24 protein-coding genes and 1 pseudogene are annotated in these 25,087 nt (G+C 62.7%); 21 read left to right on the forward strand and 4 right to left on the reverse strand.

Annotation, left to right across the window (positions count from 1 at the left end):
• Positions 1-121 precede the first annotated feature (121 nt).
• The gene (gene dprA, locus AC2FNA_RS16410) at positions 122-1,270 is read left to right on the forward strand and encodes a DNA-processing protein DprA (protein WP_496828337.1); all 1,149 of its coding nucleotides are present in this window, start codon (positions 122-124) and stop codon (positions 1,268-1,270) included.
• A gap of 163 nt (positions 1,271-1,433) precedes the next feature.
• On the forward strand, positions 1,434-4,073 hold the full coding sequence (topA, locus tag AC2FNA_RS16415) for a type I DNA topoisomerase (protein WP_496828339.1): 2,640 nt from the start codon (positions 1,434-1,436) through the stop codon (positions 4,071-4,073).
• Positions 4,074-4,093: 20 nt separating this feature from the next.
• On the opposite strand, the gene AC2FNA_RS16420 is transcribed toward topA, so the two are convergent.
• Positions 4,094-4,675, reverse strand: a complete 582-nt coding sequence (locus AC2FNA_RS16420; RefSeq protein WP_496828341.1) for a TetR family transcriptional regulator — start codon at positions 4,673-4,675, stop codon at positions 4,094-4,096.
• 67 nt (positions 4,676-4,742) lie between these two features.
• Between AC2FNA_RS16420 and AC2FNA_RS16425 the strand changes: the two genes are divergently transcribed.
• The 3 genes from AC2FNA_RS16425 to AC2FNA_RS16435 all read left to right on the forward strand — a co-directional run bounded on the left by AC2FNA_RS16425 (position 4,743) and on the right by AC2FNA_RS16435 (position 6,635).
• Positions 4,743-5,168: a VOC family protein gene (locus AC2FNA_RS16425; protein WP_496828343.1), complete on the forward strand. Its 426-nt coding sequence runs from the start codon at positions 4,743-4,745 to the stop codon at positions 5,166-5,168.
• A 132-nt stretch (positions 5,169-5,300) separates the two neighbouring features.
• On the forward strand, positions 5,301-6,005 hold the full coding sequence (locus tag AC2FNA_RS16430; protein ID WP_496828345.1) for a CoA transferase subunit A: 705 nt from the start codon (positions 5,301-5,303) through the stop codon (positions 6,003-6,005).
• A gap of 3 nt (positions 6,006-6,008) precedes the next feature.
• Positions 6,009-6,635: a 3-oxoacid CoA-transferase subunit B gene (locus tag AC2FNA_RS16435; RefSeq protein ID WP_496828347.1), complete on the forward strand. Its 627-nt coding sequence runs from the start codon at positions 6,009-6,011 to the stop codon at positions 6,633-6,635.
• A gap of 53 nt (positions 6,636-6,688) precedes the next feature.
• Here AC2FNA_RS16435 and AC2FNA_RS16440 read toward each other — a convergent pair whose 3' ends face one another.
• Entirely contained in the window at positions 6,689-7,534 is an 846-nt protein-coding gene (locus tag AC2FNA_RS16440; RefSeq protein ID WP_496828349.1) for a lytic transglycosylase domain-containing protein, read from the reverse strand.
• A 354-nt stretch (positions 7,535-7,888) separates the two neighbouring features.
• Between AC2FNA_RS16440 and AC2FNA_RS16445 the strand changes: the two genes are divergently transcribed.
• The 16 genes from AC2FNA_RS16445 to pdeM all read left to right on the forward strand — a co-directional run bounded on the left by AC2FNA_RS16445 (position 7,889) and on the right by pdeM (position 23,961).
• Entirely contained in the window at positions 7,889-8,077 is a 189-nt protein-coding gene (locus AC2FNA_RS16445; protein ID WP_496828351.1) for a hypothetical protein, read from the forward strand.
• Positions 8,078-8,165: 88 nt separating this feature from the next.
• Positions 8,166-8,354 carry a hypothetical protein gene (locus tag AC2FNA_RS16450; protein WP_496828353.1) on the forward strand — a complete coding sequence of 63 codons (189 nt, stop codon included), beginning with the start codon at positions 8,166-8,168 and terminating at the stop codon, positions 8,352-8,354.
• A 188-nt stretch (positions 8,355-8,542) separates the two neighbouring features.
• Positions 8,543-9,409 carry a Flp pilus assembly protein CpaB gene (cpaB, locus tag AC2FNA_RS16455; RefSeq protein ID WP_234222098.1) on the forward strand — a complete coding sequence of 289 codons (867 nt, stop codon included), beginning with the start codon at positions 8,543-8,545 and terminating at the stop codon, positions 9,407-9,409.
• 195 nt (positions 9,410-9,604) lie between these two features.
• The gene (locus AC2FNA_RS16460) at positions 9,605-11,011 is read left to right on the forward strand and encodes a type II and III secretion system protein family protein (RefSeq protein WP_234144682.1); all 1,407 of its coding nucleotides are present in this window, start codon (positions 9,605-9,607) and stop codon (positions 11,009-11,011) included.
• A gap of 16 nt (positions 11,012-11,027) precedes the next feature.
• Complete coding sequence (locus AC2FNA_RS16465; RefSeq protein WP_496828355.1) at positions 11,028-11,654, forward strand: OmpA family protein; 627 nt, start codon at positions 11,028-11,030, stop codon at positions 11,652-11,654.
• A 183-nt stretch (positions 11,655-11,837) separates the two neighbouring features.
• Entirely contained in the window at positions 11,838-13,076 is a 1,239-nt protein-coding gene (locus AC2FNA_RS16470; RefSeq protein WP_496828357.1) for a CpaE/TadZ family protein, read from the forward strand.
• Positions 13,077-13,100: 24 nt separating this feature from the next.
• Complete coding sequence (locus tag AC2FNA_RS16475; protein ID WP_496828359.1) at positions 13,101-14,540, forward strand: TadA family conjugal transfer-associated ATPase; 1,440 nt, start codon at positions 13,101-13,103, stop codon at positions 14,538-14,540.
• A gap of 11 nt (positions 14,541-14,551) precedes the next feature.
• Positions 14,552-15,520: a type II secretion system F family protein gene (locus tag AC2FNA_RS16480; RefSeq protein ID WP_496828361.1), complete on the forward strand. Its 969-nt coding sequence runs from the start codon at positions 14,552-14,554 to the stop codon at positions 15,518-15,520.
• A 10-nt stretch (positions 15,521-15,530) separates the two neighbouring features.
• On the forward strand, positions 15,531-16,511 hold the full coding sequence (locus AC2FNA_RS16485) for a type II secretion system F family protein (protein WP_234144677.1): 981 nt from the start codon (positions 15,531-15,533) through the stop codon (positions 16,509-16,511).
• 4 nt (positions 16,512-16,515) lie between these two features.
• A complete protein-coding gene (locus AC2FNA_RS16490) occupies positions 16,516-17,106 on the forward strand; it encodes a tetratricopeptide repeat protein (protein WP_496828364.1) in 591 nt (196 codons plus the stop codon).
• A 29-nt stretch (positions 17,107-17,135) separates the two neighbouring features.
• On the forward strand, positions 17,136-17,984 hold the full coding sequence (locus tag AC2FNA_RS16495; RefSeq protein ID WP_496828366.1) for a tetratricopeptide repeat protein: 849 nt from the start codon (positions 17,136-17,138) through the stop codon (positions 17,982-17,984).
• A gap of 4 nt (positions 17,985-17,988) precedes the next feature.
• Positions 17,989-18,534 (forward strand): hypothetical protein, encoded by a 546-nt coding sequence (locus AC2FNA_RS16500; RefSeq protein WP_496828368.1) that lies wholly within the window; start codon positions 17,989-17,991, stop codon positions 18,532-18,534.
• Positions 18,535-18,652: 118 nt separating this feature from the next.
• A complete protein-coding gene (locus tag AC2FNA_RS16505; RefSeq protein WP_496828370.1) occupies positions 18,653-19,960 on the forward strand; it encodes a DUF8689 domain-containing protein in 1,308 nt (435 codons plus the stop codon).
• Positions 19,957-20,766, forward strand: coding sequence for an NAD(P)-dependent oxidoreductase (locus tag AC2FNA_RS16510; RefSeq protein WP_496828372.1), 810 nt, complete (start codon positions 19,957-19,959; stop codon positions 20,764-20,766). Before AC2FNA_RS16505 ends, AC2FNA_RS16510 begins: the two co-directional genes overlap by 4 nt.
• A gap of 82 nt (positions 20,767-20,848) precedes the next feature.
• Positions 20,849-23,257 (forward strand): ligase-associated DNA damage response DEXH box helicase, encoded by a 2,409-nt coding sequence (locus AC2FNA_RS16515; RefSeq protein ID WP_496828374.1) that lies wholly within the window; start codon positions 20,849-20,851, stop codon positions 23,255-23,257.
• 41 nt (positions 23,258-23,298) lie between these two features.
• A complete protein-coding gene (gene pdeM / locus AC2FNA_RS16520) occupies positions 23,299-23,961 on the forward strand; it encodes a ligase-associated DNA damage response endonuclease PdeM (RefSeq protein WP_496828376.1) in 663 nt (220 codons plus the stop codon).
• Between the two features lie 10 nt (positions 23,962-23,971).
• On the opposite strand, the gene AC2FNA_RS16525 is transcribed toward pdeM, so the two are convergent.
• Complete coding sequence (locus tag AC2FNA_RS16525) at positions 23,972-24,715, reverse strand: LytTR family DNA-binding domain-containing protein (RefSeq protein WP_496828378.1); 744 nt, start codon at positions 24,713-24,715, stop codon at positions 23,972-23,974.
• A 262-nt stretch (positions 24,716-24,977) separates the two neighbouring features.
• A pseudogene (locus AC2FNA_RS16530) lies at positions 24,978-25,087 on the reverse strand (bifunctional methylenetetrahydrofolate dehydrogenase/methenyltetrahydrofolate cyclohydrolase); the annotation flags it as partial.

A 25,087-nucleotide genomic window follows, 5' to 3' on the forward strand; every position in this document is an offset into this window, starting at 1 on the left:
TCAGATGGTTGAGCGTGGCTTTCTGTCCCGACCGCAAAAAACTGCGAAAAATTTAGCTTGATTCACCACCTGTTAACGCGCCGGACCGTAAACCTGTTTCTGCAAACAGGCGGAGCGACGGATGACCGAGGAACAGTTTTCTTCCTATCACCCCCCACTCCCACCCACCACGGAAGAGGACCGGTTTTCCTGGCTCCGCCTTTTGCGCTCGCGCAGAGTTGGCCCGACAACGTTCCGCCGACTGATGCACGAGCATGGCACGGCGCAGAACGCGCTGGCCGCGTTGCCTGAAGTGGCACGTGCCGCCGGGGTCGAGGGCTATGAAATATGCCCGCCCGGTGTTGTCGAAGCAGAGCTCAAGGCCGCAAAAGCCGCGCAAGCGCGGCTTTTGTGCCTGGGCGATGCCGATTACCCCGCTCACTTGGCCGAGATCTCGGATGCGCCGCCGCTATTGTGGTTGCTCGGCGACCCGGCCCTGTTGCGCCGCCAGATGATCGCGCTGGTGGGCGCCCGCAATGCCTCGTCGCTGGGCACCCGCATGGCGCGGGCCTTGGCGCAGGATCTGGGTGCTGCCGGTTTTGTCGTGGTCTCGGGGTTGGCGCGCGGCATCGACACCGCCGCGCATCTGGCCGCGCTGCCCAGCGGCACCATCGCGGTCATGGCCGGTGGTGTCGACACGGTCTATCCCGCCGAGAACACGCATCTGGCGGGTGATATCGCGCGGCAAGGGCTGCGCCTGTCGGAACAGCCGATGCGCCTGCCCCCGCAGGCCCGCCACTTCCCGCGCCGCAACCGCATCATCTCGGGCCTGGCCCAGGCGGTGGTGGTGGTCGAGGCCGCCGCCAAATCCGGCAGCCTGATCACCGCGCGCGACGCGCTAGATCAGGGACGCGAAGTGTTGGCGGTGCCCGGCCACCCGTTCGATGCACGTGCCGCCGGCTGCAACATGCTGATCCGCGACGGCGCCCATCTAGTGCGCAATGCCGAAGACGTGATCGCTGCCCTTCCGACCCTGACGACACCGGAACCGCAGCCCGACCTGTGCGACCTGATGCAACAGCCAGCGCCGCCCCCAAAGCGCAGCCTGCGCGAGACGGCGCACTTGCACAGCCAAATCCTCGACCGGCTCGGCCCCTCGCCGGTGGCCGAGGATCAGCTGATCCGCGATCTGGCCGCCAGCCCGGGCGAGGTCGCCCCGGTGCTGGTCGATCTGGAGTTGGAAGGCCGGATCAACCGTCAGGCCGGTGGGCTGCTGTCGCGCGTCAACTGACCCCGTCCCGCCCGCACCCAAGACTGCGAAGGGCCGGTCCCACCCGCCTCTGACACTCGGAACAACTGCGCCCAAACAGCACCGATTGACAATCGGGGCTTGCACCCCACATGTTGCCCCGCCATAGAACGCGCCGTGTCCGATGAATGAGGTAGCCACTTAAATGCCTGTTGTTGTTGTAGAATCCCCTGCCAAGGCAAAAACGATCAACAAATATCTCGGCTCGGACTACACGGTTCTGGCATCTTATGGCCATGTGCGCGACCTGCCTGCCAAGGACGGATCGGTCGATCCCGAGCATGATTTCGACATGACCTGGGAGGTTGCCGCCGACAGTCGCAAGCACGTCAAGGCGATCGCCGACGCCCTGGCCGAGGACAACGAACTGATCCTCGCCACCGACCCCGATCGCGAGGGTGAGGCGATCAGCTGGCACCTGCAAGAGGCGCTGACCAAGCGCCGCTCGATCAAGAAGGGCACCGCCGTCAGTCGCGTCACCTTCAATGCCATCACCAAGGACGCGGTGACCAAGGCGATGCAGAACCCGCGCCAGGTCGACATGCCGCTGGTCGAGGCCTATCTGGCCCGCCGTGCGCTGGATTATCTGGTGGGATTCAACCTGTCGCCCGTCCTCTGGCGCAAGCTGCCCGGTGCGCGCAGCGCGGGCCGGGTGCAATCGGTCTGCCTGCGCCTGATCGTCGAGCGCGAGATGGAGATCGAGGCCTTCAAGCCGGTGGAATACTGGTCGGTCAAGGCGTTGCTGGAAACCCCGCGTGGCCAGGTCTACGAGGCGCGGCTGGTCACGCTGGCGGGCAACAAGCTCGACAAGATGGACCTGTCCAACGCCACCCAGGCCGAACTGGCGGTGCAGGCGATCACCAGCCGCGCGCTGAGCATCCAGTCGGTCGAGGCGAAACCGGCGGCGCGCAACCCCTCGGCGCCCTTCATGACCTCGACCCTGCAACAGGAGGCCAGCCGCAAGTTCGGCATGGGCGCGCGCCACTGCATGAGCGCGGCGCAGCGCCTCTACGAGGCCGGGCACATCACCTATATGCGGACCGACGGCATCGACATGGCGCCCGAGGCGGTGATGGCCACCCGCGACGCCATTGCCGAGCGGTTCGGCGCCGAATACGTGCCCGACAGCCCGCGCATGTACAAGAACAAGGCCAAGAACGCGCAGGAGGCGCATGAATGCATCCGCCCCACCGACATGCGCAAGGATGCCGCCGCGCTGAAACTGAAAGACGAGGATCAGCGCCGTCTCTATGACCTGATCTGGAAACGCACCATCGCCTGTCAGATGGCCGCCGCCCGGCTGGAGCGGACCACGGTCGAAATCGGCAGCGCCGACGGCCAGGTCGGCCTGCGCGCCACCGGCCAGGTGGTGCTGTTCGACGGGTTCCTGCGCGTCTACGAAGAGGGGCGCGACGATGTCGAGAATGACGAGGACAAGCGCCTGCCCCAGATCTCGATGGGGGAAAAGGCGGTCTTTGCCAAGATTTCGCTGGCCGATCAGTTCGCCAAGGCGACCGGAGATGCCCCGCTGACCGAGGGTGCCAAGATCGCCAAAGAGGCGATTCTCTCCGAAAACGAAGCCGTCCTGGCGCTGCAACACCACACCCAGCCGCCCCCGCGCTATACCGAGGCGACGCTGGTCAAGCGGATGGAAGAGCTGGGCATCGGCCGCCCCTCGACCTACGCCTCGGTCATCACCACGATTCAGGACCGCGAATATGTCCGCAAGGACAAGAACCGGCTGATCCCCGAGGAGAAGGGCCGCATCGTCACCATCTTCCTGCTGAACTTCTTCCGCCAGTATGTGGGTTACGAGTTCACCGCCAATCTGGAAGAGCAGCTGGATGACGTCAGCGCAGGCTCGCGCGATTACAAGGACCTGCTGGGCCGGTTCTGGCGCGATTTCTCGGCGGCGATCAGCGAAACATCCGAGCTGCGGATCTCCGAAGTGCTCGACAAGCTGGACGAGGCGCTGGCGCCGCAGCTCTATCCGCCGCGCGAGGATGGATCCGACCCGCGGATCTGCCCCAAATGCGGCACCGGCCAGCTGCATCTGAAGACCTCGCGCACCGGCGGGTTCGTCGGCTGCGGCAACTATCCCGAATGCCGCTATACCCGCCCGATCAGCGGCGACGCGGACGACAGCGCCGAGCGGCTGCTGGGCGAGGACGGGGGCGACGAGATCTGGCTCAAGGCGGGCCGGTTCGGACCTTATGTCCAGCGCGGCGAGATCAGCGAAGAAAACAAGAAACCTCCGCGCGCCAGCCTGCCGCGTGGCTGGTCGGCCGAAGACCTGGACCTCGAAAAGGCGCTGGTGCTGCTCAGTCTGCCGCGCCAGATCGGCCAACACCCCGAAGGCGGCATGATCAGCTCGAATTTCGGGCGTTTCGGCCCCTATCTGATGCATCAGCTGCCGGATGAGGCCAAACCGGTCTATGCCAATCTCAAGGACCCGAACGACGTGTTCGAGATCGGCATGAACCGCGCGGTGGAACTGCTGGCCGAGAAGCGCGCGAATCCGCGCGGTCGGGGCCGGGCGGCGGCCAAACCGCTCAAGGAGCTGGGCGAACATCCCGAACACGGCGGCGCGGTCAACGTGCTGGATGGCCGCTATGGCGCCTATGTCAAATGGGACAAGGTCAATGCGACCCTGCCCAAGGATGTCGAGGCGGCGGATGTGACGATGGAGATGGCGGTCGCGCTGATTGCCGAGAAATCAGCCAAGAAGGGCACCAAGAAAAAGGCCGCCCCGCGCAAGAAGACCACCAAGAAGACCGAGAGCTGACCACGGCGCGGGCGCGGGCGTCAGCGCGCGCCCAACCCCGCCACCAGCCGTGCCATCGCCTGTTCAAAAGGCGCGGGTTCTGCTCCTTGCGCAATCGCAAGCGCGGCGCGATCGAAAGCGGCAGACAAAACCTCGGTCAATGCCTGCATCTCAGCTTCGCCGACACCGCTGACCACAAGATCGAGCCCCGCCCGCAGCGAGGCACGCCCGCCTCCGGCGTCGATCCGGCTCATCTCGTCCGGTCCCAGCACCGCTGGCCCGTCGATCAGCAGCAGCCTGGCGCGGCCCGGCTCGGCCATGGCGCGGAAGAAGGCGGCGCTGCCCGCTTCCATCCCCCCTGCCCCGGCGTCGACGGCCTCGGCATCGATCCGCTCCACCAGCGCCTCGGCCTCCGCCTCGACCACGGCGCGAAACAGATCGGCCTTGTCGGCGAAATGGTGATAGAGAGCGCCGCGCGTCACGTCGGCGGCGCGCACAATCTCGGGTGTCGAGGTCTCGGCATATCCCTTGTCCACGAACAGCGCCCGCGCGGCGGCGATCAGGCGTGCCCGCATCGCGGCGCGGCGGTCGGCATTGGGGACGGGTGTATTTTTCTCTTGCATACATACAGCCTGTATGTTTATTTACAACTCACATACAAACTGTATGCATGTTGAGGAGAAAGGCAATATGAAAACGACCCAGTATTACCCCGTCATCCAGACCGACGACGTGCAGGGCACCGCCGATTTCTATCGCAGCCATTTCGGGTTCCACACCGCGTTCGAGGCCGATTGGTACGTTCATCTGCAATCCAGCGCCGACCCCTCGGTCAATCTGGCGATCCTGGACGGGCAGCACGAAACCATACCGAGCCGGGCCCGTGGCCCGGTGCGCGGCGTAATCCTTAACTTCGAGGTGGCAGACGCGGCGGCGGAATATGACCGGCTGACAGCGGCTGGCCTGCCAATGCTGAAACCGCTCAAGGACGAGGCGTTCGGCCAGCGCCATTTCATCACCGCCGACCCAAATGGCGTGCTGATTGACGTCATCACCCCGATCCCGCCCAGCGCCGAATTTGCCGCGCAATACAGCGCCGAGGCGCTGCCCCAGTGACCCGGCCGGGGCGGTTCCGCCGCCCCGGCCCGTGCCATTCCGTAGAAATACCATCCCCCGGAACCCGTCATTGACTCCGCGCTGACGCGGCGGCAAAACCGGCGCAATCACCAAGTCATTGGGGGAGTTTCCATGAAAAAAATCTATGCCAACGCCACCGAGGCGCTCGACGGTCTGCTGCAGGACGGCATGCTGATCGCGGCGGGCGGTTTCGGCCTGTGCGGCATTCCCGAGCTGCTGTTGCAGGCCATCAAGGAGTCGGGCGCCAAGGATCTGACCTTTGCCTCGAACAATGCGGGTGTCGACGATTTCGGCATCGGCATCCTGCTGCAAACCAAGCAGGTCAAGAAAATGATCAGCTCGTATGTCGGCGAAAACGCCGAATTCATGCGGCAATACCTGAGCGGCGAGCTGGAGCTGGAATTCAATCCCCAAGGCACCCTGGCCGAGCGCATGCGCGCCGGTGGTGCGGGCATCCCCGGCTTCTATACCAAGACCGGCGTCGGCACCGTCATCGCCGATGGCAAGGAGCACAAGGACTTCAACGGCGAGACCTATATCCTCGAAGAGGGTATCTTTGCCGACCTGTCGATCATCAAGGCCTGGAAGGCCGATGACACAGGCAACCTGGTGTTCCGCAAGACCGCGCGCAATTTCAACGTGCCCGCGGCCACCTGCGGCAAGATCTGCATCGCCGAGGTCGAGGAAATCGTTCCGCGCGGCGAGCTGGACCCCGATTGCATCCACCTGCCCGGCATCTATGTGCATCGCATCATTCAGGGCGAGCATGAAAAGCGCATCGAACAGCGCACCACCCGCAAACGTGAGGAGGCTTGAGCCATGCCCTGGGACCGCAATCAGATGGCCGCGCGCGCGGCAGAAGAGCTTGAAGACGGCATGTATGTGAACCTCGGCATCGGGATCCCGACGCTGGTGGCCAACTATGTGGGCGACAAGGACATCACCCTGCAATCGGAAAACGGCATGCTGGGCATGGGCCCCTTCCCTTATGAGGGCGACGAGGACCCGGACCTGATCAATGCCGGCAAGCAGACCATCACCGAACTGGCCCGTACCGCCTATTTCGACAGCGCCACATCCTTTGCGATGATCCGGGGCGGCAAGATCGCCGCTGCGATCCTGGGCGCGATGGAAGTGGACGAAAAGGGCGATCTGGCCAACTGGATGATCCCCGGCAAGCTGGTCAAGGGCATGGGCGGCGCCATGGACCTGGTGGCGGGCGTTGGTCGCGTGGTGGTTGTGATGGATCACACCAACAAGCACGGCGAATCGAAAGTGCTCAAGGAATGCACCCTGCCGCTGACCGGCAAGGGCGTGGTCGACCGCATCATCACCAACCTCGGCGTACTCGACGTAGTCGATGGCGGATTGCGGATCGTCGAACTGGCCGATGGCGTGACCGAGGCAGAGATGCGCGCCGCGACCGAGGCGACGCTGGTCGATTGACCGGGTCTCTTCTTGGGATCACCAACCCGCCCCCGCAACCGGGGCGGGTTTTTCTATTGCATGGCGGTGAACACGCAACCGTCGGTGATCAGTTCTGGCGGTGTGGCGCAGAGCCCGCGCGCAACCTGATAGGCGGCTAGCACCTTGGGCACGTAATCGCGGGTCTCGGCATAGGGCGGCACGCCTTCGTGTTTGCGCACCGCGCCCTCGCCCGCGTTGTATCCGGCAAGCACCAGAACCGGGTCGCGCCCGAATTCCTTCATCAGCCAGTTCAGATAGCGCACGCCGCCCGCGATATTGTCATCCGGCAAAAGGCTGTCATTGACCCCGAACCGGGCCGCGGTATCCGGCATCAGCTGCATGAGACCCTGCGCGCCCGCACCGCTGACAGCATCGGCCCGCCCCGCCGATTCCACCGCGATCACCGCCAGCACCAGCGCTGGCGAAACCTCGGTTCCCACCGTCGAGCGCAGAATCGAGATGCCTTGTGCCCGCGCGATATCCTGCAAGGCCTGAAGGCGCGGCGCATCCACCCCGCCGGCGGATAGCGCGCTCAGCATATCCTCCAACTGGCGGGGTCGGTCGGGACCAAGCGCCGGAGATATCTTGTCCCAGAACCACGCATAACGGCCGGCGGCGCCCGCTGCGTCAGGCACGGGCGCGGCCGCCGCGGTGACGATATCGTCCTCCGCAACCGGCTTCTGCCGCCCGGAAACCGGCGCGCGGGCGTGCTCTTCGGCCGAGATCTGGACATCCACGCGGGGGGGCGCCCCCGGCGCGGGTGCGCGCACCCGCTTGAACTTGACCTCGGGCAGCGGCACGGGGCTTTCCGCGTGCGACTCGCCCACGACCGCAAGAACGGCCACCGCCGCAATCAGAGTGATGTATCTGAGGGCCATCTGCTCGCCTCTAGATATGTTTTTTCACGACTCTACGGTGCAAAAGACCCTTTCAACACCGAAAAAACCACCCAAATAAGGCGATTTCGCCATATTTGATGCGGTTTTGCATCGGCCCTACCGGGGGTAACTAAAAATTTTTCTTTTTTTACCGTTACAAAACAAAGAGTTAGTGAAATTCCGCTAGAAAAATTAAAATCTGGCAAAGAAATCCGAGTTTTGGCCCAAATCCTGCCACGGCTGACCGGCAAATATACACCCATACCGCGACGGACATGAGCCAACGAGAGAGAGCAGGTTCAGACGGACGGCGAGGTTGAGAAACACTCTTGTGATCCTTAGGAGGGACTAACCATGATCAAATTCTTCAAAAACTTCCGCAAAGACGAAGATGGCGCAGTGACCGTTGACTGGGTCGTGCTGACCGCAGCAGTCGTGGCCCTGGCCGCAGTTGCCTACAACGGCATCTCGACCGGTACCAGCACGCTGTCGACCGCCATCAACACCGAGCTGGGCACCGTGACGCCGGATACCGGCCTGTAATAGCCTGGCTGACTACAGCAGATCGGGGCCGCGTCTTTACCCAAGGCGTGGCCCTTTTTCCTGAATCCGATGCGACGGAGGCACTACCATGCTGATTAGCTGGATGCTCTTTGCAAAAGAGGAAGACGGCGCCGTCACGGTGGACTGGGTGGTTCTGACTGCTGCGGTGGTTTCCCTGGCCGGTATCGCCTATTCGGCGATCAACGGTCCGACCGGGGATGTATCCACAGCCGTTTCGACCACAATTGGTTCGGTCAACGTGGACGCCGGGTTCTGAACTGGCGGCAAAGACCGTTTCGAGACAAATGCGCAGAAAAACAAGCTTCAATTGTCTGTCAAAGACGCTGTAGGGGCGCCCTTTGACCCTCAGAATGACATATTTGAAGCGCAAGATTTGTTTCAGATCGCCCGTGCCCGGCCAGAATGGCCGACGCCGGGCGAGCGGAACAGAAGAGAGGTGACAAGATGCGAGCAGTATTCGGACTGGTCCTGATCGTGGGGATCGCACTTGCCGGGGGCGCGGTCATGATGGCCCGCAACTATATTTCCGCCTATCAAAGCGAACTGGCGCGTGAGCGGCAGGCACGGGCACAGATCGTGCCTACAAAGACGGTCTATGTGGCCTCGCGCCCGCTGCGCTATGGCGAACGGCTGACCAAAGAGGACGTGCGCGCGGTCAAATGGCCCGAGAACGCAATCCCCGAAGGCACATTCCTGGATGCCGCCACCCTGTTCCCCGAGCGTCAGGAGGACAATCGCTACGTCCTGCGCGCGATGGAGAAGGATGAGGCGATCATGGCCGTCAAGGTCACCAAACCCGGCGAGGATGCCGGGCTGACCTCGCAACTATCGCGCGGCATGCGCGCCTTTGCCATCAAGGTCGACGTCACCAGCGGCGTGTCCGGTTTCCTGCGTCCGGGTGACCGGGTCGATGTCTACTGGACCGGAGGCATGTCAGGCGGAACCGGCCCGCTGGAAGGCATGCAGGGAGAGATTACCCGCCTGATTCAGACCAATATCCAGATTGTCGCAATCGACCAGATCGCGGGGGGTGACGTGACTGGCGCCAATATCGCCCGCACGGTCACCGTCGCCGCCCTGCCCCAGCAGGTGGCCGCGCTGGCCCAGGCGCAGACAACCGGACGCCTGACCCTCGCGCTGGTCGGCGCCGATGACGATACCATCGCTTCTGCGGTCGAGGTGGATCAGCGTATGCTGCTGGGTCTCGGTGCGCTCGAAGCCGCCCCCGAAAAGGTCGAAGAGAAGGTCTGCACCATCCGCACCCGTCGCGGGGCCGAGGTTGTCGACATCCCGATCCCCTGCACGAATTGATGTGTCGATCTGCGCAGGTTGCAAAAGGAAGGGCCGCACCGCAAGGGGCGGTCCTTCTTGCTTGTTGCTCAATCCACACATCAATAAGGCGCCCAAAAGCATTGATTCTTGCAAAAAAGCATCAAGTCGCGCAAAGTGACCCAAACATCGGGCGTCAAGACCCGGTTCAGAGGCGTGATCGGAAAGGCAGGTCACATGAAAATTGATGGTTTCATCAAAGCGGCCCTGACAGGGCTCGTCCTTGCGTGCAGCCCGATCGCGGGCATGTCGCAAGCTCAGGACCTGCGCGTGGTCAAACAAGGCACCGCCGAAACTCTCGATGTTCCCATGAACCGGGCCATCGTGGTTGAAAGCGAAACGCCCTTTGCCGAGCTTTCGATTGCCAATGCCGGGATCGCGGATATCTCTTCGCTGTCCGACCGTACCATCTATGTTCTGGGCAAATCGCCGGGCCTGACAACACTCAGCCTGTTCGACGCGGGTGGGCGGCTTATCACCAATGTGAACGTGCGGGTCTCGTTCGACGTGGCCGAGTTCAAGGAACGTCTCAAACAGATCCTGCCCAACGAGAAGATCGAGGTGCGCACCGCCAATGACGGTATCGTGCTGTCGGGCACCGCCTCCAGCGCCGCGCGTTTGCAACGGGCGCTTGACCTGGCCGAACGCTATGCGCCCGAACGGGTTTCGAACCTGATGAGCGTGGCCGGCGTGCAGCAGGTCATGCTCAAGGTGCGTTTCGCCGAGATGCAGCGCTCGGTCTCGAAATCGCTCAGCGCCTCGCTTGGCTTCAGCGGCGGCAATGCCGTCGGCGGCCTGAACACGCTGAACAACTCGGGAAGCCTGACCAACGCGATCAACGGCAACATCCCGGTCCTGAACGACAATACCGGTGCGATCCTGTTCGGGTTCAGCGCCGGATCGACCCAGGTGCGGCTGCTGCTCGAGGCGTTGGAGCGCAAGGGCGTGGTGCGAACACTGGCCGAACCGAACCTTTCGGCCCTGTCTGGGCAAGAGGCCAAGTTCCTAGCAGGTGGCGAATATCCGATCCCGGTGGCCCAGCGCGACGGCTTGTTCACGGTCGAGTACAAGCCCTTTGGCGTCGAGATGGCATTCATCCCCCGTGTCGTCGATGGCGATCTGATCAATCTCGAACTGCTTGCAGCGGTCTCGTCGCTTGATCCCAACAATTCGGTAACCGTGAACGGATTCGAAATCGCCGCGTTCCAACGCCGCGAAACCTCGACCACCGTCGAACTCAAGGATGGCGAGAGCTTTGCAATCGCCGGTCTGATCGAGGACGAGTTTCTGGACAACAACTCGCAACTACCCTGGATCGGCGACGTGCCGGTGCTGGGTGCCCTGTTCCGCAGTGCAAACTATCAGCGCTCGCAGACCGAGCTGGTGATCATCATCACCGCGCATCTGGTCTCGCCCACGCGGGGCGAGGCATTGGCGCTGCCGACCGATCGGGTCAAGCCGCCCACCGAGAGCGATCTGTTCCTGCGTGGCAAAACCACCCGGACCCAGCGGGCCCGTAGCGGCGCTGCCTCCGAGGTCGCGCGACAGGATTTCAGCGGCTCTTATGGCTATGTCTTGGAGTGATCAGGGGATGGGACCGATGCGGAACTGGATGATGTGCCTTGGGCTGGCCGGAACGCTTTCAGCCTGCGGTCTCGAAGCGGGCTATCAGGTCGATTCGGGCACGTTCGGCAACGCAACGCTGAACAATACCCAGATGATGAACGGCGAGCGCAGCTATGCGCAGACCCTGGCGGACCGCTTTGCCCGCGAGGTCCCGACCCAGATCAACTTTGCCTTTGACAGCGCCGAGCTGGACGCCACTGCCCAACAGGTCCTGACCCTTCAGGCGGATTGGATCCGGCAGTTCCCCGAGGTGCGATTCCGAGTCTACGGCCACACCGACGCGGTCGGGTCCTCGGGCTATAACAAGAGCCTGGGGATGCGTCGCGCGCGCGCGGTCGTGTCGTTCTTTGCCAGCCGCGGCATCAGCCGGAACCGGCTCGAAGCGATGGTCTCTTATGGCGAAACGCAGCCGCTGGTGCCCACCTCGGAGCGGGAACGCCGCAACCGGCGCACGGTCACCCAGGTCTCGGGCTTTGTCGATGGGCATCAGAACATCCTGGACGGCAAATATGCCCAAGTTGTCTATCGCGAATACATCAAGAGCGCTGAGCCCAAAACCTCGATCGAGATCGACACCACCTCCAGCGCCTTCGAACAATAAGTGGAATCGGGCGGCATAGTCGCCCCATTCCCTACAATTGGTTCTTTTCGGCCCAAATCTCGCCCAACTTACCCGCGACATTGCTTCCAATAGGTGACGTGCGACCAGATTCCCGGTCGCATGCGGGTGAAGGCAGAACGGACACCGTCTTGTTGCCCCGCCCCCGTAAAGAGGAAAAAGGCAATGAGCAGCGCAATGCCGCAACCCGAAACAATGCCGATCCTGGCCTGTACCGTCAGCCGGGACGTGCAGAATTTCGATCTTCTGATCGAGGACATGGAAGCCGCGATGGGCGAAGGCTGGGGCGACCTGGGTTTTGCCGAGGCGCTGGCCTTCTTCGGTCAGCCCGAATCCGACTCACTTGAATTCATCGCCCTGGCGATCGACGCCGATGACGAAGACAATCTGGTGCTTATGGGTGAAATCATCACCCAGGCCAAGGCGCGCGGTATCAAGGTCATTCTGATCGCCGAAGACGTCACCCCGGCCTCGCTGCATCAGCTGTTGCGCAAGGGGGCGGACGAATTCGTACCCTATCCCCTGCCCGAACGCGAACTGCAATCGGCCATCGACCGGCTGAACAAGCCCGAACCCGAACAAACTCAGGCCCATCATAACACCGCGCACCTGAACAAGGGCGCCGCGCGCGAGGGGGCGTTGATCGTTGTGCATGGGCTGGCCGGCGGTACCGGATCAACCACCTTGGCGGTGAATCTGGCCTGGGAGCTGGCCAATATCGGCGGCGACGATGCGCCAAGCGTCTGTCTTCTGGATTTCGACCTGCAATACGGCTCTGTCTCGACCTATCTGGACCTGCCCCGCCGCGAGGCGGTGTTCGAGATGCTTTCGGAAACCGAAAGCATGGACGAAGAGGTGTTCGGTCAGGCACTCTTGAGCTTCGAGGACAAGTTGCAGGTGCTTACCGCGCCGTCGGACATGGTGCCACTCGACATTCTGACACCCGAGGACATCCAGCGGGTGATCGAAATGGCGCGCGCGCATTTCGATTATGTCATCGTCGACATGCCCAAAACGCTGGTGCAATGGTCCGAGACGATCCTTCAGGCCGCCCATGTCTATTTCGCGATGATCGAGCTGGACATGCGCTCGGCCCAGAACGCGCTGCGGATGAAGCGCGCGTTGCAATCCGAGGACCTGCCTTTCAACAAATTGCGCTTTGCCCTGAACAAAGCGCCTAAATTCACCGATCTCAGCGGCAAGAGTCGGGTCAAACGGATGGGGGAATCCCTGGGCATCTCGATCGACCTGCAACTGCCCGATGGTGGCAAACAGGTCACCCAGGGCGCCGATCACGGTCTGCCGCTGGCAACCTCGGCGCCCAAGAATCCACTACGCCGCGAAATCGCGAAACTGGCGCAATCGCTGCACGAATTGGGGCGCAGCGACGTCAAGGCAGCCTGAACACCATAGAAGAGGGGGTCGACCGTGTTTTCGAGATATAAAAAGACCGACAAGGCAATGCCGGTGGCCGCCCTGGCCACCAAGAAAGCCGAAGCGCCCATCGCCAAGGTCGAACCGGCGCCCGTCGCCAGCCTGCGCAAACCGATCCAGAAACAGGCGGCCGAGGCGGCTCCGCAGGACCGGGACCGCAAGCGCAAGGAGCGGCTGAGCGAGCTCAAGATAGAGCTCCATCGCGATCTGCTGGAGAATCTCAACCTGTCGGCGCTGGAACACGCCGCCGAGGCAGAACTGCGCGCTGAAATTACCGCCATCACCAGCGAGATACTAGAAAACAAAGGCGTGGTACTGAACCGCGAGGACCGCATGCAGCTCAACAAGGAGCTGTATGACGAGGTCACCGGTCTGGGACCGTTGGAAACCCTGCTTCAGGACGATACGGTCAACGATATCCTGGTGAACGGGCCGCAGCAGATTTTTGTCGAACGTTCGGGCAAGCTGCAACTGACCGACATCACATTCAAAGACGAACGCCACCTGCTGCGGATCATCGACAAGATCGTCAGCGCGGTCGGCCGGCGTGTCGATGAATCCAATCCCTATGTCGACGCCCGCCTCGCCGATGGTTCGCGTTTCAATGCGATGGTGCCGCCGATCGCGGTGGACGGCTCGCTGGTGTCGATCCGGAAATTCAAGAAGGACAAGCTGGGCATCGACGACCTGGTGAAATTCGGCGCCTTTACCGAGGAGATGGCCGCCTATCTTCAGGCCGCCGTCGCCACCCGGCTGAACGTGATCGTCTCGGGCGGTACCGGATCGGGCAAGACCACAACGCTGAACGCGCTGTCGAGTTTCATCGACAATGCCGAACGCATTCTGACAATCGAGGATACGGCCGAACTCCAGCTGCAGCAGATTCATGTGGGCCGGATGGAAAGCCGCCCGCCAAACGTCGAGGGTAAGGGCGAGGTTTCCCCCCGCGACTGTCTGAAGAACGCGCTTCGGATGCGCCCCGACCGCATCATCGTCGGCGAGACCCGCGGCGAGGAAGTCATCGACATGCTCCAGGCCATGAACACCGGCCATGACGGTTCGATGACCACGATCCACGCGAACAGCGCCCGTGACGGTGTCAGCCGTCTGGAGAACATGATCGCCATGGCCGGTATCGAGATGCCCATCAAGGCCGTGCGCAGCCAGATCGCCAGCGCCGTCAACCTGATCGTGCAGGCCAGCCGCCTTCAGGACGGCAGCCGTCGCATGACCTCGATCACCGAGATTACCGGGATGGAGGGCGACGTCATCTCGATGCAGGAAATCTTCCGCTATCAGCGGGTGGGCCTGACCCCCGACAACAAGATTATCGGCCATTTCACCGCCACCGGCGTGCGCAGCCATTTCTCGGAGCGCTTCCGCATGTGGGGCTATGATCTGCCGCCGTCGATCTATGAACCGACCACGATGTAAGGATCAAAACGATGCAACTCAGTGCAGAACCGATCATCTACGGCCTGATCTTCGTCGGGGTCCTGGTCCTGGTCGAGGGTCTTTATCTTGTCGCTTTCGGGAAATCCATCAGCCTCAACAGCAGGGTAAACCGCCGGCTGGAAATGCTGGACAAGGGCGCCGGTCGCGAACAGGTGCTGGAGCAGCTCCGCAAGGAGATGCAGCAGCACATGAAGTCGAAGTCGATCCCGCTTTATTCGCTCTTGGCGGAAAAGGCGCAAAAGGCGGCCATCGCCTTTACCCCCCGGCAGCTGATCATGATCATGGCGCTGCTGGCGGGTATCGCCTTTGTCGGTCTCAGCGTCGGCACCCAAACCGAGGTCAAGCTGCGCGCCGCCATCTCGGTCGCGATTGGCATCGCCGCCGTCTATCTCTGGGTCAATCAGAAAGCCAAGAAACGGCTGAGCATGATCGAAGAGCAGCTCCCCGACTCGGTCGAACTGATGGTGCGCTCGCTCCGGGTCGGGCACCCGCTGGTCTCGGCCATCCAGATCGTGGCCAAGGAATCCGAGGATCCGATCGCCACCGAGTTCGGCATCATCGCCGATGAGGCCGCCTATGGCCGCGAAGTGGGCGAGGCGCTCAAGGAAATGGCCGAGCGGCTCGACATGCAGGATTTGCGCTTCCTCTCGGTTGCGGTCACCATCCAGCAGCAATCGGGCGGCAACCTGGCCGAGGTTCTGGCCGGCCTGGCCAAGGTGATCCGTGCCCGCTTTCGCCTGTTCCGGCGCGTCAAGGCGATCACCGCCGAAGCGCAATGGTCGGGCAAGTTCCTGTCCGCCTTCCCGCTGGTCGCGCTGATGGTCATCCTGTTCAACGATCCGGGCTATTACGACGGGGTGATGGACCACCCGCTGTTCATTCCCGCCTGTTTCGTCGTCGGGGTCCTGCTGACCGCCAACCTGTTCGTCATGCGCATGCTGACCAATATCAAGGTCTGAGGAGAGCATCATGGAAATCCTGAGCCAGATCAATACTTTCCTGACCGAGCACCTGGGCGAGTTCGGTCCTCTGATCGTGGTTGGCGTGCTGGGCCTGTTCATGGTCCTTCTGGCGGTTCCGTTGCTGATGAGCCAGCCCGAGGACCCACTGAAAAAGCTCAAGCGCGACATGAATCCCAAAACGGTCGCCAAACCCAAGAAAGAGCAGTTGCGCCAGAGCGGGCGCAACGAACAGCTGCAACGTTTTGCCACTTTCCTGGAACCGCAAGACGCCGACGAGCTTTCCGCGATGCAGCTCAAACTGCGCCAGGCCGGCTATCAGTCCAAGGACGCCGTGCGCTTCTTCCACTTTGCGCAGATGGCGCTGGGTCTGGTGGGCCTTCTGCTTGGCGTGCTCTATGTCTTCGTCATCGAAGCGGACAAGGATCTGGATGGCCAGGCCATGCTGATCCGTGTTCTGGGTCCGGGCGGTGTTGCCTATTTCCTGCCACGCTACTGGATCACCCGGCGGGTCGATACACGCAAGGAAAACATCACCCGTGCCTTTCCCGACGCGCTTGACATGTTGTTGGTCTGCGTCGAGGCGGGCCAGTCGCTCGACCAGTCCATCGTGCGCGTCTCAAAGGAGTTGCGGGCCTCGTATCCCGATCTGGCGGACGAATTCGAGGTGGTCGCCCACGAGATGAAAGCGGGCAAGGAAAAGGACAAGGTTCTGCGCGACATGGGCACCCGCTGCGGCGTGGTCGATGTGTCCTCTTTCGTGACCGTGATGATCCAGTCGTCGCAATTCGGGACCTCGATCGCCGAGGCGCTGCGCGTCTATGCCGGCGAGATGCGGGACAAGCGCGTGATGCGCGCGGAAGAGGCCGCAAACAAGTTGCCAACCAAAATGACCCTTGCCACAATGATGCTGACGGTTCCGCCGCTGCTGATCATCCTTGTGGGTCCCTCGGCCAAAGGCATCATGGAACTTGGCAACATGAGCAAATGACGACATGACATCATCGGCTGCGCCGACCCGGCCGCCAAGGCTTGTTCTCGCATGGGCCATCGTCACCGTGGTGACGGTGGCCTCTTGCACAAGAAACGACGACATCGCCCTGCCTGACAGCCCCTTCCCACCCGGCGTGGATCACCGCAAGCAGGCGGTCAGCGGTGTCGAAGTGGGCCAACGCCTGATGGCCGCCGGCGAATACGAACTGGCGCTCGACGCCTTTACCCGTGCCGCGCTGGACGAGGGCATGACCACCGAGATCCTGACCGGCATCGGCACCGCCAATCTGGGCCTGGGGCGGCTGGGGCAATCGGAAACCATGCTGCGCCGCGCCGTCGAAGAGGCCCCCGACTGGCCCGAAGCCTGGAACAATCTGGGCGTTCTGCTGATGGAAAAAGGCGAGATCGCCGAAGCGACAGCCGTCTTTCGCAAGGCCTATGCGCTGGACAATGGCGAAAGTGACTCAATCCGGAACAATCTGCGGATTGCGCTCGCAAAATCCGAAAATCCTGCTATTAATACTGAACAAAAAGAAGAATTCAAATTGGTGCAGCGGGGGCAAGGAGACTTCTTGATCCGCAAGACGCCATAGAGGGCAAGAGCAGCAAGAAGGACGCAAAAATGCGCCACTTTATCCTGGTTCCGGTCATGCTGGCAGGTGGCCTGACCCTATCGGCCTGTTCCGACAACGCGGATGAAACCGTCGAGCGTGCGTTTCAGGACGTGAATGTCGTCGACGAAACCAATCTGAACGACGTGATGCTGACCGTGGCCGACCCCAACGAGGCGGTTGACTACTTCCAGCGTGCCGCAAAGGACAATCCTGACCGGGTCGACCTGCAACGCGGCCTTGCCAAATCGCTGACCCGTGCCAACCGCAACACCGAAGCGGTCGCCGCCTGGAACCGCGTGGTCAAGATGGATGGCGCGGCACCCGATGACTCTGTGGATCTGGCCGATGCGTTGATCCGCAACAACGAATGGGACCGGGCCGAGCAGGTCCTGGATACCGTGCCGCCCACCCACGAGACCTTCAAGCGCTATCGGCTCGAGGCGATGGTGGCGGATTCCAATCAGGAATGGAAAAACGCCGATACCTTCTACGAGATTGCCGTTGGCCTGACCACTCGTCCCGCGGGCGTGATGAACAACTGGGGCTATTCCAAGCTGACCCGCGGCGATTTTGCCGAGGCCGAACGCCTGTTCGGCGACGCCATCCGCCAGGACGGCAACCTGTTCACCGCCAAGAACAATCTGGTTCTGGCCCGCAGTGCCCAGCGCAACTATACGCTGCCGGTCGTACCGATGACCCAGACCGAGCGCGCCCAGCTGTTGCATACAATGGCTCTGTCAGCGGTCAAACAAGGTGACATAACAACCGGCAAGGGCCTGTTGCGCGAGGCGATCGACACCCACCCGCAGCATTTCGAAGACGCGGTACGCTCGCTTCGGGCGCTGGAAACCGGCTGAGCCGATGGCCCTCCCCGCCTATGCGGCAATGTGGTTTCTGCCCTTCGCACTGCCGATCTGCCTCTATGTCGCTTATACCGATCTGGCCGAGTTGAAGATCCGGAACCACGCCGTCGTGGCCCTGGCCGCGATCTTTGTGGCGATCGGCCTGATCGCCTATCCGCCTTTCACCAGCGACTGGGTGTCGGGTCGGATCGGCCCGATCCCCATGGCCCTGCCCACCTATGTCTGGCAATTGCTGCACCTGCCGCTGATCCTGCTGCTGGGGATCGCATTCAATGCCGCTGGCGCCATGGGCGCAGGCGATGCCAAGTTCCTGGCCGCCGCCGCGCCCTTTGTCTGGACCGCCGACCTGATCCTTGCCATGGCGATCCTCGCGGCCAGCCTGTTGGGGGCCTTTGCAACCCATCGCATCGCCAAATACAGCGGTCTCAGACGCTTTGCCCCTGACTGGAAAAGCTGGGACAGCGGCAAGAAGTTCCCAATGGGCCTGGCGCTGGGCCTGTGGCTGGCCACCTATCTGGCGCTTGGCGTGGCCTGGGGGGCTTGAGGGCGGCTGACCCTTCAAACTCCCTTCCGGCGCCCTTGTGCTGCCACATTGTTACATCACTTTCGGCGCCATGCGGGTCCCCCGCAGACATGTCACCAGAAGCACCGCAGGCACTCCGATGAATATGCAACCCACCGCCGTGATCGCCCCTCCCGCGCCCAAGGGCATCGCCGAGATGCAGCTGCCCATCGTCATGATGCGGGACATCCTGTTGAAGACCGTGTTCCGCAAGAATGTGGAAACCGCTCGCGAGATCGCCGAGGCGATCTGTCTGCCCCTGTCGGTGACACAGGAACTGATCGACATGGCGCGCGGCCAGAAACTGCTCGAGGCGACCGGGACACTCAACGCCAACAGCGGCAACGAGATGGGCTATCAGCTGACCGATGCGGGCAAGTCGCGCGCGCTCGACGCGCTCAGCCAATCTGAATATTTCGGCGCGATGCCGGTCCCGCTCGAGGTTTACCGTGAGCAGGTGAAACGCCAGTCGATCCGCAATATCCAGGTCACCCGCGATCAACTGGTCCGCGCGATGGGCCACCTGGTGCTGCCCGACAGCCTGCTGGGCCATCTCGGCCCCGCCGTCAGCGCCGGCCGCTCGATCCTGATGTATGGCCCGCCCGGCAACGGCAAATCCTCGATCTCGAACGGCATCCGCGACGCCTTGGGCGACAATGTCTATGTGCCGCGCGCCATCGAATATTCCGGCCAGGTCATTACCGTCTATGACCCGATCGTGCACACCGCCGTGGAACAGGAGCCCGACGACCCGACCCAGTTGCGCCGCCGCGCCCGCTTTGACAGCCGGTATGTGATGTGCGAGCGCCCCACCGTGATCACCGGGGGCGAACTGTCGCTGTCGATGCTTGATCTGGTCTACAACCCCACCGCGCGCACCTATCAGGCGCCCTTGCAGCTGAAATCCACCGGCGGCATCTTCATCATCGACGACCTTGGCCGCCAAGCCGAGCCTCCGCAGGCGATCATCAACCGCTGGATCGTGCCGTTGGAAGAGGGCAAGGACATCCTGGGCCTGCAATCGGGCGAGAAATTCGAGGTCCCCTTCGACACGCTGGTGATCTTCTCGACCAACTTCCACCCCAACGAGATCTTTGACCAGGCGGCGCTGCGGCGGATCTTCTTCAAGATCAAGATCGACGGCCCGAACCAGGAAAACTTCCTGAAAATCTTCGCCATGGTCGCCCGCAAGAAGGGTGTACCGCTGGACGAAAAGGCGCTGGTGCATCTGCTCAAGGTCAAATACCCGACCATTGACAACATTTACGCCAATTATCAGCCGGTCTTCCTGATCGACCAGATGATCGCCATCTGCGAGTTCGAGGGCATCCCCTATCAGATGAGCCCCGACCTGATCGACCGCGCCTGGGCCAACATGTTCGTCAAGGACGAGAAGATCGTGAAATGATCGGGGTCGCGGGCTGTGGCCGCATGGGCGCGCCAATGCTGGCCGCCCTGCGACGCGCGGGGTTCCCGGCGAAAGGTTTCGACATTCGCCCATCCAGCGATTTTGCAGGCAAAGATCACGGGATTACCGATGACATCGCAGTATTTTCGCAAGACTTGAAGACTCTCATCACCGTCGTCCGGGATATTGCGCAAACTGAGCAGATATTGTTTACGGATCAGAAACTTATTTACGCAAAACATCTCGATTGTGTCATCCTCTGCTCTACCCTGTCGCCCCGCTATGTGCGCGCGCTGCGGGCTAGGGTGCCGAACCATATCGCCCTGATCGACGCCCCCATGTCCGGTGCCCAGGTCGCGGCCGAAGAGGCGCGGCTCTCTTTCATGCTGGGCGGCGCACCCACCGATCTGGATGCGGCACAACCGCTCTTCGACGCGATGGGCAGCCATTTCCACCGTATGGGCCCCTATGGCTCGGGCGTGCAGGCCAAGGTACTCAACAACCTGCTCGCCGCCGCCAATACGGCGATGACACGGCTGGTGCTGGACTGGGGCGATGCCGCCGGCCTCGACGAGGCCGCGCTGCTTCGACTCATCCATACCAGCTCGGGCCAGAACTGGTTCGCCAGCAATTTCGACCAGATCGAATTCGCCCGTGACGGGTTGAGCGAGGACAACACGATCGGCATCCTGGTCAAGGATGTCGAAAGCGCGCTCGATGCCGCGCCTCCGGGCACCGACACCACCCTGCCCCGCAGCGTGCAGGCCGCGATCAGAGCCCTGCGCCCGCGCCCTTCTTCTGTTTGAAAATACCTCGGGGGAGTCGCCCAAAGGGCGGCGGGGGCAGCGCCCCCTTCCCTTGCACAAGGCAGATGCTAGTGTCACAGCCATGCCCGCACTCCCCACTCCCATCACCGACTGGTTCACCGCCAAGGGCTGGTCCGTCCATCCCCATCAACAGGCGATGTTTGATCGCGCCGACCGCCCCGCGACCCTGTTGATTGCGCCCACCGGTGGCGGCAAGACCATGGCCGGGTTTCTCCCCACGTTGGCCGAGCTGGCAGATGGACAGCATCAGGGCTTGCACACGCTCTATGTCTCTCCGCTCAAGGCGCTGGCCGCCGATATCAAGCGCAACCTGCGCACCCCGGTCGACGAGATCGGCCTGGCCGTCCGGATCGAAGATCGCACCGGCGACACCTCGGCTACGCAAAAGAAACGCCAGCGCGCCGATCCTCCCCATATCCTGCTGACCACGCCGGAAAGCCTGGCGCTCCTGACCTCCTACGAGGATGCAACGCGCATGTTTGCCGGGCTGCGCCGCGTGGTGATCGACGAAATCCACGCCTTGGCCGAAAGCAAGCGCGGCGACCAGCTGATGCTGGCACTGGCGCGGCTGCAAACCCTCTGTCCCGACCTGCGCCGGGTGGGCCTGTCGGCCACGGTCGAGGACCCGCAGGCCATCGCCCGCTTCCTCGCCCGCCACCCCGACCCTTGCGAGATCCTGCTGGCCGATCCCGGCCCCGACCCCGATATCGCCATGCTGGAGACCGAAGAGATGCCGCCCTGGTCGGGTGGTGGTGCCGCCTATGCCATCCCCGCCGTGCTCGATCAGATCCGGCAGCACAAAACGACGCTGATCTTTCACAACACCCGCGCCCAGGCCGAGATCTTCTTTCACAACCTGTGGCTGGCCAATGACGAAGGTTTGCCCATCGGCATCCATCACGGCAGCCTCGACCGGGCGCAGCGCGAGCGGGTTGAGGCGGCGATGGTGCGGGGCGACTTGCGCGCCATCGTCTGCACCGGCAGTCTCGATCTGGGCATCGACTGGGGTGACGTGGACCTGGTGATCCAGATCGGCGCCCCCAAGAACGTCAAACGGCTGGTGCAGCGGATCGGGCGGGCCAATCATCGCTATAACGCGCCCTCCAAGGCGCTGTTGGTGCCCGCCAACCGGTTCGAGGTGGTCGAATGCATCGCCGCGCTTGAGGCGGTGCGCGCACACGCACTGGACGGTGATCCGCGCGGCCCCGGCCCGCGCGACGTGCTCTGCCAGCATATCCTGATCGCCGCCTGTTCCGGCCCGTTCGACGCCGATGCACTCTTTGCCGAGATGACCTCTGCCGGGCCTTATGCCGATCTTGCCCGATCCGAATTCGATGCCTGTCTCGAGTTCTGCGCCACCGGCGGCTATGCCCTGCGCGCCTATGACCGCTGGCAGCGCCTGCAACAACGCCCCGATGGGCATTGGCAATTGCGCGACCCGCGCAGTGCCCAGCGGATCCGCCAGAATATCGGCACCATCCAGGACACCGATACGCTCAAGGTGCGGCTCCGGCGCAATCGCGGCGGCAAGCCGCTGGGTGAGATCGAGGAAGGGTTCGCCGCCTCGCTCACCCCCGGCGACACCTTTCTGATCGGCGGCCAGATCGTGCGGTACGAGGGCCTGCGAGAAATGGTGGTCGAGGTCAGCCGCCGCGCCGATAAAAAGCCCAAGATCGCCACCTTCATGGGCACAAAATTCGCCACCTCGACCCAGCTCAGCGCCCGTATCCTCGACCTGTTCGGGCAGGCCGACTGGCCGCAACTGCCGCGCCACACCGCCGAATGGCTGGCCCTGCAACGCCAGGTCTCGCGCCTGCCCGAACGCGGGCGGCTGCTGGTCGAAAGCTTTCCCAAGGACGGGCGCGAGCATCTTTGCGTCTATGGTTTCGCCGGGCGCAACGCGATGCAGACGCTGGGCCTGTTGCTGACCAAACGGATGGAGGAGACGGGCCTGAACCCGCTGGGCTTTGTCGCCACCGATTACGCGGTGCTGATCTGGGGGCTCGAGGCCACAACCGACCCGGCGCCACTCTTTGAAATCGACAGCTTGCGCGCCGGGTTGGATCAGTGGCTGGCCGGCAACGCGGTGATGAAACGCACCTTTCGCGCCTCGGCCACCATCGCCGGGCTGATCGAGCGCAATCTGGGCGGCCAGCGCAAGACCGGGCGGCAGGCGACCTTCAGCTCGGACATCCTCTATGACACCTTGCTTAAATACGATCCCGACCACCTGATGATGCAAATCACCCGGGCCGAGGCGATGCGCGGGCTGGTCGATTTCGGCCGGATCGAAGAGATGATCGCCCGGGTCGGCAGCCGTATCGACCTGGTGCGGCTGGACCGGGTGACGCCGCTGGCCGCGCCGCTGTTTCTGGAGGTCGGCAAGGTGCCGGTACAGGGTGCAGCCGAAGAACGACTCTTGGCCGAGGAAAGCGCCCGTCTGCTGGCCGACGCCGGGCTGACCGTCTGAAAAGGCTTGCGCATCCCGACGTCCCGCGCAAAGAACACATCATGAACGGGTATGATTTCACCTTTGCCGGGACGCGGCTGACGGCGCTGGGGTCCGGCGCGCTCTGGTGGGGCGAACGGCGGCTCTTGTGTGTTTCAGACCTGCATCTGGGGAAATCCGAGCGCATCGCCCGGCGCGGCGGCACCCCGCTGCCGCCCTATGAGGTGGCCGACACGCTGGATCGGCTTTCCGCCGATCTGGAGCGCACCGCGCCCGAGACGGTGATCTGCCTGGGCGACAGTTTCGACGATGCCGAAGCCGCCCGCGCGCTGCCCGAACCCGCGCGCCTGCGCATCGCCACGCTCCAGGCCGGGCTGCGCTGGGTCTGGATCGAAGGCAACCACGATCCCGGCCCGGTGGACATCGGCGGCACGCATCTGCGCGAACTGACATTTGGGCCGCTGCTGTTTCGTCATATCGCGCAAGATGGAGCACAGGGAGAGATCTCGGGCCATTACCACCCAAAGGCGGCGCTGCGCCTGCGCGGGCGCAGCCTGTCGCGCCCCGCCTTCCTGCTCGATCAGGACCGGATCGTGATGCCCGCCTATGGCACCTATACCGGCGGGTTGCGCAGCGATGCGCCGGTGCTGGCCCGGCTGATGCGCCCCGGGGCACTCGCCATCGTCACCGGCGCCACCCCCGTGGCCGTGCCGATGCCGCGCTAAGGCAGTCTTGCTAGATGATCCCCGCCTCTTCCAGTGCTGGGCGGTATTTGCGGCTGACCGGGATCAGGTCGCCATTGGTCAGGCGCAGATGGACCTTGCCGCCGCTGCGCTCGACGCTCTCGATCGCCACATCGGTCACCCAATGCGAACGATGGGTACAATGGCCGCTGATCGGCGCCATCTCGTCAATGGCATCCCCGAACCGCGAGCGGATCGTGTGCACCCCCTTGTCGGTCACCACATCGACACTGTGATCACGGACGGTCAACCGGAGGATTTGTTCCGAAAACCCGTCAGGCAGGCGTTTATATATCCGGGGTTGCGGCGGTTGCTCTGACGCGCTCCCCAAAGACGACACCCCGCGACGCAAAATGATCAGGCCCAAGGCAAAAATGGTCCCATAGCGCGCCATGCTCCACAGGTCGGGCGATGCGGCGGCAGAAGGCAGCGCCAGAAGCCGAATCAACAGCCACAACGCCGGTGTAAAAAGCAGCGTGACCAGTGCGACAATCAGCAGGTCCTTGCCCAAAAGCGCCGCGTCGGGCAAATGCCGCTCGACCAGACGATGGCTCTGGTGCGCGATGCCGCCCGCGACCCCCATGAGCAGCAGCCAGAACAGGAACCGCTGCACAAAGGACATGCTGTGTCCGCCGAACGGAGCCGAGATACTGGCCAAGAGCGATAGAAACACAAAGGCCGGTCCGATCAGACCCCGTTTATCGGCACTCAGAAAGGATCTCAGTGTGGCTATCATGAAGAACTTGCTTGAACTGATCTGACGCGGAACACCGTCATACCGCAACTGGCCCCCTGCGACAAATACCGGGAAGGGTCCATTTTGACAAACTGCGACGCTTTGGCGTCAGGCAGAGCAAGAAAGCAACAGCTTAAAGTTGTTCAATAAAGTTTAATGCGCAGCAGAAAATACAATCTGCTCCAAGTCAGTTTGACGCTCCGAAGCATCAGGGCCACCGGTGCTTGCGCCTTCCAGCGGCCCATCGCTGATCAGAGGATACTCACGGAGTAAGTCCCTTTGGTTCTGTGAGTTTGTTTGCGCGAGTGCATGCGGTGAGGGTGTTGGCGAGCAGGCAGGCGATGGTCATGGGGCCGACGCCGCCGGGGACGG

The sequence above is a fragment of the Ruegeria sp. YKSD163 genome (assembly GCF_059612905.1).